Source organism: Paenibacillus sp. ATY16, from assembly GCF_003399985.2.
GTDB classification, from domain to species: Bacteria; Bacillota; Bacilli; order Paenibacillales; family Paenibacillaceae; genus Pristimantibacillus; species Pristimantibacillus glycanilyticus.
In genome coordinates, this window is sequence record NZ_NMOK02000015.1 from 196,634 (window position 1) to 207,489 (window position 10,856).

Genomic DNA, 10,856 nt, shown 5'->3' on the forward strand with positions numbered 1-10,856 from the left:
CCAAGAGGCGCTAGAACAAATCGGCTTTGCCGAGTTTGAGCGCCTCTTTGTTTCCTTTGATGAAATATTCATGATCCCCGAAATGGCCCATGGCCTGACGGTCAGGCAGCCATACCCATTCATCGATTTCCGTCTGGCAGCGGTGCGCGCGGAAAGCCGCAAGCTTCGCTTTTTTATAGCGGCTTACGTCAATCCGGGCTATCTCCTCCTGCGTATAACCATAAGCCTCGGGATAGGCCAGCGAATCCCCGAACGAAATGAAATACAAGGCTATCGCAAGTCCCGTGCGGGCAAGCGCTTCTATCGTAGCTTTGCCAATCGCGCAATGATCCGGATGCCCTCCCCATTTCTCATGAAAAGTAAGAATGGCATCGGGATTAACTTCCCGTATGAATCCGGCTATGCGGTCCGCTAATTGATCCGGATCCGCGAACTCCACCGTTTTATCGCGAATATCGAAGAAATGCAGATGCTTCACTCCAAGGCATTCGCACGCTTCCCGAAGCTCCTGCTCGCGGGCCGCGGCCATCGTCTCGCGGTTCAAATACGGCGGATTGCCCATTCGCCTGCCCATCTCGCCTCTTGTTGCGCTGACAAGCGTAATCTCTACGCCGCTGTCAGCATACTTCGCTAACGTACCGCCGCAAATAAAAGACTCGTCATCCGGATGGGCAAATACGGCGAGCAGCTTTCTTGGCTCTGTACTCATTCCGCAAACGGCTCCTTTCCGAGGTGCAGCGCAACATTCATCCGTCCTCTGTCATCGTAGCCGGCCAGCAGCAGCCGTCCCTCCGCATCAAGCTCGTAATGCGTGAGCGCTTCCATTCGCAGCCACCCAATTTCATCGAATCGCAAAGCGAGCCGGAACGGCCCCTCCCCGGCTGTAAAAGCCTGCGTAAGCTTCATCTTGAAGTTCCGCACAAAAACGTAGGATGTTGCTTCGCTATGGACGTAAATCTCTTCCCCAATGAACGTTCGCAGCAAATTCTCTACTTCTAATGGATTTATCGTATTCATGATTGCCTCTCCCCGGACTCTTCCTTCGATTCCCGCTTCAGCCTTTCCAGACATGCTTGGCATACGCAGGCTTTTCCCATTAATTCAGACGGAATCTGTTCAAACACCTTTTGCGGAAAAACCTCTTTGCTGCACCAGCATTCCCCGGCCGGCAGTCCTTGCAGATTGCCGCATTGATTGTTCCCCTTGCAGATCGGACATTCGTTTGCCATCACTTTGTTTCCCTCTCCTTATGAGAAAACCTCTATCGTAAAAAGACTATCCGAGCGTTCCTCCCAAGCTGGAGCTGCGGATAGTCAGGATTCCCATCATTAGCCTTGCGGCTTCGGCTCCGTGCTGATCTGCCATTTGATGCCGAATTTGTCTTCTACCCGGCCAAACAGCGTACCCCAGAACTGCTTCTCCAGCGGCATGATCACCCGTCCGCCTTCCGACAGGTTGGCGAAGGCTTGCTGAGCTTCCTCGTCCGTCTTGAATTCGAGGTTCAGATCAAAGCTCGTACTGCGTCCCGGAGGCTCGTGCATCGTATCGGCAATGTAGAAGGTAACGCCTGCAGCTTGAAAAACCATATGTATGATTTTGTCCTTTATCGATTCGTCCGTACCCGGAGCTTGCCCATACGTCATTTGATTGATGATTTTACCGCCAAGAGCCTGCACGTAAAATCCGGCTTGCGTTTTCGCGTCCTCGGAGTAAAAATACGGTGTGAGCTTTGCCATCTGACTATGCACTTCCTTTGTCGATAATAATCTTGCCCACTTATTCTAACCCACAACTCATTGTTTTTCGAGCAGGTTTACTGAAAAACAGCAAAAACCGTGCAGGCGCTGAGCCTGCACGGTTTGAACATTTCTATTCGTTTTTACAACGCCCTCACGGGCTCCTTCTCGCTTAGCGTTCTAAGATAGTTAGCGATAACCCTGGCCAGCTGCTCGGGAGCTTCGACCAGACTCATATGCGCAACGCCTTCGAACGTATTTTCCTGAATATGCGGATATTCGTAGGTTGTCTTCGGCGTCTCTTTTTCATTGACGGAGAACGTATCGTCCGGGGATACCACCTCATCCTCCGCGCCGGCGACAAGCAGAATCGGGTACTTGGCTTCATGCAGCATCGCGCTTCGGTCCGGCCTCATCATCATGCCTTCAAGCGTATGAATAGCTCCCTTTGCAGACATTTTGAGTCCGGCCTCTTTAACCTTTTCCACCTCATCAGGCATATCTTGCCTCTTGGATTCCTTGAACAGCTTCGGAATCAGCTCGTGTACGTAAGGCTCGATCCCTTCCTTCTGGATGAAGGAGATATCCTGGTACCTTTTCCTCTTCACTTCTTCCGTGTCCGGCAGGGCGGTGGAATGAATCAGTCCGAAACCGGCCAGCTTGTCAGGGTATTTATCCGCAATGGCCAGCGTTACATAGCCGCCTAGAGAATGACCGAATACAACGGTTTTCTCGATTCCAAGCTTTTCGATCAATGCATTTATATCATCGGCCATCACTTCCATCGTATACACATTGTCTGGTACCGATGTCTCGCCATGACCCCTCAGCTGCGGCATAATGACACGGTAGTGATCGGTCAGCAGCGGACAAACATTATGCCAATAATGGGACGATCCGCAAAAACCGTGAAGCAGAATAATCGCTTTTTCGTTTTCCTTGCCACATTCTTCATATACCATATCGATGCCATTGACATTTACCTTATGCTTATCCATCGATCCCACATCCTTTTCGATTTGAAATGCTATCATGTCATTACTTAACCAGCTATCGATTCGTTGAAACACTATTATCAGACAATTCTGAATTTATTTGCTCAAAACAAAAAAACAGCCCTGGAGCGCTTAGCTCCAGAGCTGTTCTTCGCCGCATTATTTCGATACCGTTTTATTGTAGATATCGATTTTCTCCGTAATTTGTTTTGCTGCGCCGTCAAGCGCAGCCTTAACGTCCTTCTTGCCCGTGAACACTTCTTCAATCGCGCCTTCAACCGTCTGACGAGCGTCAGGGAACACGCCCATTACGGCGCCTTGGCTTGCCGTGCTTGGCTTGGAGGCATGAAGCTGGTCAACAGCGGTCTGGAACTGCGGATATTTCGCCAGGTTATCCTTTACAATCTGCTCGTCGTAAGCTTTTGTCGTAATCGGGAAGTAACCGGTATTAATATGCCATTCCGCTTGCACGGCCGGCTCAGCCAGGTATTTCATGAATTCCCAAGCGGCCTTCTGCTCTTCCGCCGGCTTGTTGTTCAGAATCCAGTTGCTCGCGCCGCCGATGACAACGCCGCCCTCGGAGGAAGCGTCAGGCTTAGGCAGGAAAGCCGTGCCTACTTCAAACTTGCCTGCCGCGCCGTCAACAATGCCGCGCAGCGAAGCCGTCGAGTCCAGCGTCATGGCGATTTGGCCCGCCAGGAACGCTTTTTTCGTGTCATCCGTTTTGCGTCCGAGATTCAGAACCGATTTATTGTCGACCATGCCTTTCCACCAAGTGAGCGTATTTACGGCTGCTTCCTGGTTTACGAGCGATTCCGTAGCGGCGCTCTCGCGGCCGTTCCCGTTATTGATAAGGTCCTTGCCTTGATTAGCCAGAAGCTGCTCCATAAACCAGCCGTAGATGGCGAAGGATGCTCCCGTTACGCCGTTCCCGGTCAATTTTTTAGCGTCGGCTGCTACTTCTTCGTAAGTCGCAGGCGGCTTGTTTGGATCAAGACCGGCTTTTTCGAACAGGTCCTTGTTATAGTAAAGAATCGGATTGGAGGTGTTGAAAGGCATGGAGTACTGCTTACCGTCAAACGTATAGTATTTAGCAATATTCGGCTCAAGCGAAGACAAGTCGTACTTCTCTTCGTCGATGAACTGCTGCACCGGCGTAACGGCGCCGGAATCGATCATGAATTTCGAACCGATCTCGTACACTTGGATTAAGGAAGGTCCGGACTTCGAATCCATGGAAGCCTTCAGCTTGTTCAAGCTCTCGTCGTAGGTGCCCTGGAAGACGCCTTCTACCTTGATATCGGGATGCGAAGCGTTGAAATCGCTGACCAGCTTGTCCACGGCTGTGCCGAGCTCGCCGCTCATGGAATGCCACCAGACTACTTTGACAGGCTCTTTGGCCGGCTCGGTGGAAGCTGCGCCCGCATTGGCGCTGGTCTCCGTATTGGAAGCCGAGACGGTAGGCGACGGTTCGTTACCTCCGTTATTCGGATTCGATGCGCAAGCTGATAAAGGCAGCACGAGCATAGCCGCCACAGGCAATACCATTTTCCAATTGCGTTTAACCATGGTTTCTTTTCTCTCCCTTGAAATAATGTTTTCTATATGGCAAGTCCGATAGGACAAGTACCCCGTAAGATCAACCCTTCACCGCGCCGGCCGTAATTCCCCGCACAAGCGGCTTCAGGCCGAGTGCCAGCAGGACAAACGACGGAACCAACACAAGCGCGACTCCGCACAGCACCAGATTCCAGCTTGTCAGCTCCTCGAACTGGAGCATCGCGATTCCGATCTGTACCGTTCGCATGGCGTCGCTGCTTGTAACGAGCAGCGGCCACAAGTATTGATTCCATCCGTTTAAGAATACGTACACCGCAAGCGATGCGGCAGCCGGTCCGGATAAGGGAAGCACGATGGACGTGAAATGGCGGAAATGCCCGCAGCCGTCGATGCGCGCCGCTTCAAAAAGCTCGCGCGGCAGCTGCATGAAGAACTGGCGAAGCAGGAACACGCCAAACGCCGAAGCGGCAAACGGTACGATAAGCCCTTGAAACGAATCGAGCCATCCCCAGCTTTTCACGGTCAAATAATTGGGAATAATCGTAACTTCCCATGGAATCATCATGGTGCTGATAAATAAAGCGAACCAGAACCGGCTGCCGGCGAACCGGATATACACAAATGCGTAAGCGGCCAGCGCCGCCGTCAGCACCTGAAGAATCATAATTGAGACCGCCAGAACAAAGCTGTTGAGAATAAAGCCGAATATCGGCACGGTATCGATGGCGTTCTTCAGCTCCCCCACATAAAGACCGGAAGGAAGAATCTTGGGCGGAAATTGGCTTGCTTCGTCCGGCGTCATGAAGATTTGGGCAAGCAAGTAAAGCAGCGGTGCCAGCACTAACAGCGACAGCAGGACGAGCAGGCCGTAAAGGCTGAATAAGCGGTATGGACTGCGCGGATGACCGAAAGCCTTCACTGGTAATGCACCTTCTTTCCGAGGACTAGAAATTGTACGGCCGTCAGCAGAAGCATCAGAATAAACAGGACGATCGCCAGCGCGCTGCCGGTGCCGAACTGATAGTTGATAAAGGCTTCACGGTAGATGGAGTACACCAGCACATCGGTTGAACCCGCCGGTCCTCCCCTGGTCAAAATATTGATTTGTCCGAATGATTGGAAGGCGCTCATGATCGACACAACCGCAAGGAAGAAAAGCGTTGGCGACAGCAGCGGAAGCTTGATCGAGAAAAACGTTCTCCACATGGATGCACCGTCGATTCGCGAGCTGTCCATGATATCGTTATCCAGCCCCTGAATAGCTGCCAGAAGCAGGACGAACGGAAATCCGGAGTTCATCCATACCGTCATAAGAGAGACGGAATCAAGCGCCGCACCCGGATCGGTCAGCCATTGGACTTGTCCGAAGCCGATCTGCCCAAGCAAATAGTTGAGCATGCCTAGCGACGGGTGGTACAGAATCATCCACAGAATGGATGCCGTTCCGACGGAGAGCGCCAGCGGAAGCGAGAAAATAAAGCGGAACAGCTTGCTCCCTTTGCCTGCGGAGTGAACAAGGCTGGCGCATAGCAAGCCGAGGATAAGACCGGCTGGCACTGTCATCAGCGTGAATTTCACCGTGATCCAGAGGCTGTTCCAGAAGGCAGATGATTCCATCATGCGCGAATAATTGTCCCATCCGGCATAGGCGGCCACCCTGCCGCGGGGGTCGGTAAGTTGAAAACTCAGATAAACGGAGCGAGCCATCGGATAGAAGAAGAACAGGATGAATATAGCCACGCTTGGCGCCAAAAACAGGTACCCGAGGAGATGCTCCCGCATTCTTCTCAGCATGCCCGCGTTGATCCGGCTGTCAGGCGCTGCCGCGGATGCCGGAGACAAGACCGGCTCGGATTTGTCTGAATAGAGTGACGAATTCATGTGTGGCTACAACCGCCCTTTCAAGAAATTGCTGAACCTGATATGGCTTGGCAAGTCCAAGAATAACCGCCATTTGTAACTCCTATGTCAGCGTTTTATTAAGATTAGGAAATGTGACAACGCTTACTTGAAAATAAACCTGTCTTTCTAAAGATTTTCTTTAGATTTATAATCAGTGAGGGACAAGTTAACCGTCCCGACCTATAATGAAGGCAAGCGATAGGGTAATCCATTGGATGTCGTTGGAGCCAGACTGGGAGGGAACTAAAGAATGTCGAGGGAAATCGAGCCAAATATTCATGCAAGCAGCCCCATTGTCATTGGACATAGAGGCGCAGCCGGAGAAGCACCCGAGAATACGCTAGCAAGCTTCAGGCTTGCGGCCGAGCAAGGCAGCCATATGGTAGAGCTGGATATTCACCTGTCGGAGGACGGCAAGCTTATTGTCTGCCATGACGATACGCTGGACCGGACAACGGACGGCTCCGGAGCGATCCGCTTGCTGCATTCGGAAGTCATCCGCAAGGCGGATGCGGGAAGCTGGTTCTCGCCTTCTTTTGCCGGCGAGAAAGTTCCGTTCCTGGAGGAAGTATACGATTTGCTGCCCGAACACATCGAAATCAATGTCGAAGTCAAGGATTCCGCAGGCTCCCTTCTCGACCAGGTACTGCTGGATTATCTCCGCGGCGAAGGCCGCCTGGAGCGCACCGTTGTCTCTTCGTTCGATCATAAGCTGCTTCTAAGGCTGAAGCAGGCAGAGCCGGAGCTCCGTATCGGACTGCTCTATGCCGCCGACCTCATTCATCATGCTACGTACGCGGCGCTGCTGGAGACGGAGGTATGGTCTCTTCATCCCCATCATGGCCATATCGGAGCCCGGGATACCGAGGACGCCCTCGCGGCCGGACTTCAGATCTATCCTTACACGGCCAATCATCCCGCCGAATGGGACAAGCTGATTTCCATCGGCGTAACGGGCATTATTACCGATTTTCCGGGTCTCTTGAACGAGCATCTTAACCGAATTTAACCGCCTGGCATGTCAAACAGCCCGCAGGGATAATCCCCTGCAGGCTGTTTTTTATTTGACTATTAATGAAGTAAAATACTTGACCGACTTTTTAAGGAAGAAGATGTTTCACCTTCCGCTATCATGGTTAAATACCTATCAAGCAAGACAAGCAAGACAGACAAAACAAGCAAGTATCCAATCGAAAGAAAGGTGATTCATATGTTAGGATGGGCTCTACTCTTCTTTATCTTCGCAGTCGTCGCTGGCCTGTTCGGATTTCTGGGCATCGCCTCCGCACTTGCGGGTATTGCGAAAATTCTATTCGTGGTCTTTATCGTCCTCTTTATCGCTTCTCTGATACTGGGACGAAGACGAGCATAACCCGCAAGCATCGTAACACAACAATTTAATTAAAATCGAGGAGGAATTACAATGACAACTCAAACCATGACGACAAGAGTACACACGGTCAACAACATGCTGGAGGTACAGGAGCAGGTTCACCGCTTCGAACGTGACGGCTATGCGAGAGAGAATATCTTTGTACTGACTCACGATAAGGACCGTACGGAACGCATTGCTAAAAATACCAACGCCGAGCAAATCACCGTAGCGGCGGAAGGCGTCGGAACGGCTATCGCCAACATTTTCCGCTCCACCGGCAATGAGCTTCGCGCCAAGATGAGATCGCTTGGGATCTCGAAGCAATACGCGGAGCATCTGGAAAAAGAGATGGACAGGGATAAAATTCTGGTTATCGCTTGGGGCGGCAAAGAGTATAAGGATGACGAATACGACTCCTCCGTCTACTACTATCCGGAATACCGTTTATAACCGAGCAATCCAAAATCAAAGGCCTACTCCTACGGGTAGGTCTTTGATCTATGGTATAGTGTTAAAAGAATAGAAACAAAGAAAGGAGTGCTCCCGGATGAGTATTATCATTGTTGACGATAACGCGACCAACCAGCTTATCATACAGACCATCCTGAATAAGGCCGGTTATCGGAATCTATTAACGGCCTCGTCAGCCCATGAGCTTTACGATATGCTTGGCATAGGAGGCTCCACTACCTCAGCAGACCTGGATGTCGAGCTCATTCTGATGGATATGATGATGCCGGACATCGACGGAATCGAAGCATGCCGCGCGGTATTGCGGGACTGCCGTTACAAAGACATCCCCATCATATTCGTAACCGCGGTTGGCGATTCGAACAAAATGGCCGAAGCACTCGATGCCGGAGCCTGCGATTACGTCATGAAGCCGATCAACCGCATGGAACTGCTTGCCCGCATCCGCTCGGCGATGCGGCTGAAGCAGGAAATCGACCGGCACAAAGAACGCGACAAAAATATGAGATATAATCTGGAGCTGGCCAAGCAGGTGCAGCTCAGCGTACTCAGCACGGAGATTGACGATGAGAATATGCGGATTAACGCCGTCTACCAGCCTTCTTCGGAGCTGGCGGGGGATTTCTATAATTGGTATCGGATCGACAAGAACCGATACGGCGTAATCCTTCTGGATATGATGGGCCACGGCATCTCCTCTTCCCTTGTCTGCATGTACATTTCGTCCGTGCTTCGGGATACGATAACGCGCATAAACGATATGGAACAAGTGATGCATGAGCTTAACCGTTACATGAATCAGCTGCATATCAAGGATGAACTGATGAACTACTATTTTACCGCCATTTATTTGGTGCTTGACGTGGAGAACAAAACGATTGAATACGTTAATGCAGGCCATCCCCCGGGAATCGCCTTCCTGGACGGCAAGCCCGCCTTGCTTGAGCCTTGCTGCAGCGCTATCGGTTTATTTAATAAGCTGAAGGTAAGCAAAGGCAGTCTCCAATATGAGCGGGATGCAAGAATCGTCTTGTATACGGACGGATTAACCGACGGTATTGCAGCGTTAACCGGTGAGGAGCCCTCCAACGAAACGTTAATCGATTGGATGGGAAATAATGATCAATTAGATCCATCGGGGCTTGTAGCCGCCATGATCCCGCAGGATAGCGGCACCGTGCAGAAGGACGATATTTGTCTTGTAACCTTGTATACGAAATAATTTTTTACTCCAGCCTGTTTCAACTGCCCACTTCCCGGGTATTTGATAGTAAAGCAAATGACAACGGCTGGAGGGATAACTTATGAAGAATGCATTTATAGCATGTTACCTTGCAGGAGGAATTATCGGCGTCGTGCCGCTTGCTTACATGTCTCTTCCCCATCCCGTGCAAGAGCCGCAGGCAACGACCACGGGAGCAGCTTCCGAATGGGCGACCGTCTCGCATGCGGACTATACGGTATCCGACTTCCGGCTGCAATCCGTCAACGGGCTTTCTCTTTACGATGATAAAATAACCGTCGAACGCATGCTCGGCGAACCGAACCAAATCAACCAAGATGAATGGTTAACGGAGATGGAAACCTACGAATATCCCAACATGGACATCGTATTCCGTGACGGCATCATGGATGAAATCAAGGTAAGCGGCAGCGCAAGCACTATCTGGATCGATGACGAAGAAATCCCTGTCTCGATCGAAGCGTTAATCGACGCGCTCGGCGAACCTGATTATAAGGCAGAGGACGGTATTGTATACGAACGCCGGGAGAATGTCCTGAAGCTGTTTATCAACTACGATACCGGAACTCTTGAATCTATCGCTTATTACCATATCTCCTCCGTCTAACGGAGGACTATCTTAATATAAGGATCGGAGTGGATGAAATGAAGTCTCAGCAATTCCAGATTGAGCAAAAAGAAACAAACGACAGCTATATTTTATCGCTTGGCGGAGAGCTCGACCTATCGGTCGTTACTCAGCTTAGAGCCGCGTTGGAGCCGCTGATGGAGCGGACGGACCGCGGTCTCGTGCTTAATCTTCGCGATTTGAAATACATCGACAGCACGGGCATCGGCATTATCGTATCCGTGCTCAAATACCGTGACGGCATTAATGCGCCATTCTCGGTCAAAGATATTCCCCCGTCCATTCAACGTTTGTTTGATTTGACGGGCATATCCGGTTATTTATCGGAAGGGACACAGGGATAATCATGATAAGATTACAAATCCCTTCCCATGCCGATTATATCGATATCGTTAGAGTGTGTCTTTACGGTATTGCGTCCAAACTGAATTTCTCCTACGAAGACATCGAAGATATGAAGGTCGCGGTATCCGAGGCTTGCACGAATGCCGTGCTGCATGGAGGCTCCGAGAAGGAAGGCGGCAGCCTGATTGACGTTACCTTCCAGCCCTCCGAGGCGGGCATCACGATTATTGTCAAGAATGACGGCCCTCCATTCGAGCATACTGAAGCCGGGATCGCCAGCCCTCCCCTGCAAGGGATTGAAATCAGCGAGCTGCCGGTTGGCGGGCTCGGCATTTACTTGATGGAAGCTCTTATGGACGAAGTATTGGTGCAGTCAAACGAAAGCAGCACCGAAGTGATTCTTACCAAATATGTAAGCGAGCATTCGTAAACGGATGCTAGACAATCCAAATAAAGACCGGCGAATATTCGCCGGTCTTTTGCTTTAACGCAATCGCCCTCGTTTTAGGTTGCTCAAGCCCTCAGTTGATCAGCTCGTTGATTATATTCATAATGGTTCGTTTTGGGGAAAGCGCCGGATCTATCACCATCCAGCCTTATA

Annotated in this window: 15 protein-coding genes; 7 read left to right on the forward strand and 8 right to left on the reverse strand. The window is 50.9% G+C overall.

All coding sequences use genetic code 11. From position 1 onward, the window contains the following. Positions 1-10 precede the first annotated feature (10 nt). From CFI03_RS09300 to CFI03_RS09335, 8 genes are all read right to left on the reverse strand, one after another. Positions 11-709: a PIG-L family deacetylase gene (locus CFI03_RS09300; RefSeq protein WP_248757169.1), complete on the reverse strand. Its 699-nt coding sequence runs from the start codon at positions 707-709 to the stop codon at positions 11-13. Beyond that, positions 706-1,017, reverse strand: coding sequence for a DUF1806 family protein (locus CFI03_RS09305; RefSeq protein ID WP_248757170.1), 312 nt, complete (start codon positions 1,015-1,017; stop codon positions 706-708). Before CFI03_RS09305 ends, CFI03_RS09300 begins: the two co-directional genes overlap by 4 nt. Next, positions 1,014-1,229 carry a cysteine-rich CWC family protein gene (locus CFI03_RS09310; protein WP_248757298.1) on the reverse strand — a complete coding sequence of 72 codons (216 nt, stop codon included), beginning with the start codon at positions 1,227-1,229 and terminating at the stop codon, positions 1,014-1,016. The genes CFI03_RS09305 and CFI03_RS09310 overlap by 4 nt, the downstream gene beginning before the upstream one ends. Before the next feature lie 99 nt (positions 1,230-1,328). After that, positions 1,329-1,736, reverse strand: coding sequence for a VOC family protein (locus tag CFI03_RS09315; protein ID WP_248757171.1), 408 nt, complete (start codon positions 1,734-1,736; stop codon positions 1,329-1,331). 143 nt (positions 1,737-1,879) lie between these two features. Beyond that, positions 1,880-2,734 (reverse strand): alpha/beta fold hydrolase, encoded by an 855-nt coding sequence (locus tag CFI03_RS09320; protein WP_248757172.1) that lies wholly within the window; start codon positions 2,732-2,734, stop codon positions 1,880-1,882. Positions 2,735-2,890: 156 nt separating this feature from the next. Next, positions 2,891-4,300 (reverse strand): ABC transporter substrate-binding protein, encoded by a 1,410-nt coding sequence (locus CFI03_RS09325; protein ID WP_127495970.1) that lies wholly within the window; start codon positions 4,298-4,300, stop codon positions 2,891-2,893. Between the two features lie 70 nt (positions 4,301-4,370). Then, positions 4,371-5,210, reverse strand: a complete 840-nt coding sequence (locus CFI03_RS09330; protein ID WP_248757173.1) for a carbohydrate ABC transporter permease — start codon at positions 5,208-5,210, stop codon at positions 4,371-4,373. Beyond that, positions 5,207-6,172, reverse strand: a complete 966-nt coding sequence (locus tag CFI03_RS09335; protein ID WP_248757174.1) for a carbohydrate ABC transporter permease — start codon at positions 6,170-6,172, stop codon at positions 5,207-5,209. The genes CFI03_RS09330 and CFI03_RS09335 overlap by 4 nt, the downstream gene beginning before the upstream one ends. A 271-nt stretch (positions 6,173-6,443) precedes the next feature. On the opposite strand from CFI03_RS09335, the gene CFI03_RS09340 reads away from it, so the two are divergent. The 7 genes from CFI03_RS09340 (at position 6,444) to CFI03_RS09370 (ending at position 10,685) form a co-directional block, all read left to right on the forward strand. Then, the gene (locus CFI03_RS09340; protein WP_201004428.1) at positions 6,444-7,202 is read left to right on the forward strand and encodes a glycerophosphodiester phosphodiesterase; all 759 of its coding nucleotides are present in this window, start codon (positions 6,444-6,446) and stop codon (positions 7,200-7,202) included. Between the two features lie 201 nt (positions 7,203-7,403). Then, on the forward strand, positions 7,404-7,565 hold the full coding sequence (locus CFI03_RS09345; RefSeq protein ID WP_127495974.1) for a DUF1328 domain-containing protein: 162 nt from the start codon (positions 7,404-7,406) through the stop codon (positions 7,563-7,565). Between the two features lie 51 nt (positions 7,566-7,616). Next, a complete protein-coding gene (locus CFI03_RS09350) occupies positions 7,617-8,018 on the forward strand; it encodes a YflT domain-containing protein (protein ID WP_248757175.1) in 402 nt (133 codons plus the stop codon). A 97-nt stretch (positions 8,019-8,115) separates the two neighbouring features. Continuing rightward, positions 8,116-9,261 (forward strand): fused response regulator/phosphatase, encoded by a 1,146-nt coding sequence (locus CFI03_RS09355; protein ID WP_248757176.1) that lies wholly within the window; start codon positions 8,116-8,118, stop codon positions 9,259-9,261. Positions 9,262-9,343: 82 nt separating this feature from the next. Beyond that, positions 9,344-9,889, forward strand: a complete 546-nt coding sequence (locus tag CFI03_RS09360) for a hypothetical protein (protein WP_127495977.1) — start codon at positions 9,344-9,346, stop codon at positions 9,887-9,889. Between the two features lie 38 nt (positions 9,890-9,927). After that, positions 9,928-10,254 (forward strand): STAS domain-containing protein, encoded by a 327-nt coding sequence (locus tag CFI03_RS09365; protein WP_127495978.1) that lies wholly within the window; start codon positions 9,928-9,930, stop codon positions 10,252-10,254. Between the two features lie 2 nt (positions 10,255-10,256). Beyond that, positions 10,257-10,685, forward strand: coding sequence for an ATP-binding protein (locus CFI03_RS09370; protein WP_248757177.1), 429 nt, complete (start codon positions 10,257-10,259; stop codon positions 10,683-10,685). Positions 10,686-10,856 lie beyond the last annotated feature (171 nt).

What these genes read in the sequence shown, in the direction of transcription:
- CFI03_RS09310 (WP_248757298.1), bottom strand. Translation starts at nt 1,229, where the DNA reads ATGGCAAACGAATGTCCGATCTGCAAGGGGAACAATCAATGCGGCAAT.
- CFI03_RS09335 (WP_248757174.1), bottom strand. Translation starts at nt 6,172, where the DNA reads ATGAATTCGTCACTCTATTCAGACAAATCCGAGCCGGTCTTGTCTCCG.
- CFI03_RS09345 (WP_127495974.1), top strand. Translation starts at nt 7,404, where the DNA reads ATGTTAGGATGGGCTCTACTCTTCTTTATCTTCGCAGTCGTCGCTGGC.
- CFI03_RS09355 (WP_248757176.1), top strand. Translation starts at nt 8,116, where the DNA reads ATGAGTATTATCATTGTTGACGATAACGCGACCAACCAGCTTATCATA.
- CFI03_RS09305 (WP_248757170.1), bottom strand. Translation starts at nt 1,017, where the DNA reads ATGAATACGATAAATCCATTAGAAGTAGAGAATTTGCTGCGAACGTTC.
- CFI03_RS09315 (WP_248757171.1), bottom strand. Translation starts at nt 1,736, where the DNA reads ATGGCAAAGCTCACACCGTATTTTTACTCCGAGGACGCGAAAACGCAA.
- CFI03_RS09350 (WP_248757175.1), top strand. Translation starts at nt 7,617, where the DNA reads ATGACAACTCAAACCATGACGACAAGAGTACACACGGTCAACAACATG.
- CFI03_RS09300 (WP_248757169.1), bottom strand. Translation starts at nt 709, where the DNA reads ATGAGTACAGAGCCAAGAAAGCTGCTCGCCGTATTTGCCCATCCGGAT.
- CFI03_RS09360 (WP_127495977.1), top strand. Translation starts at nt 9,344, where the DNA reads ATGAAGAATGCATTTATAGCATGTTACCTTGCAGGAGGAATTATCGGC.
- CFI03_RS09325 (WP_127495970.1), bottom strand. Translation starts at nt 4,300, where the DNA reads ATGGTTAAACGCAATTGGAAAATGGTATTGCCTGTGGCGGCTATGCTC.
- CFI03_RS09370 (WP_248757177.1), top strand. Translation starts at nt 10,257, where the DNA reads ATGATAAGATTACAAATCCCTTCCCATGCCGATTATATCGATATCGTT.
- CFI03_RS09340 (WP_201004428.1), top strand. Translation starts at nt 6,444, where the DNA reads ATGTCGAGGGAAATCGAGCCAAATATTCATGCAAGCAGCCCCATTGTC.
- CFI03_RS09365 (WP_127495978.1), top strand. Translation starts at nt 9,928, where the DNA reads ATGAAGTCTCAGCAATTCCAGATTGAGCAAAAAGAAACAAACGACAGC.
- CFI03_RS09320 (WP_248757172.1), bottom strand. Translation starts at nt 2,734, where the DNA reads ATGGATAAGCATAAGGTAAATGTCAATGGCATCGATATGGTATATGAA.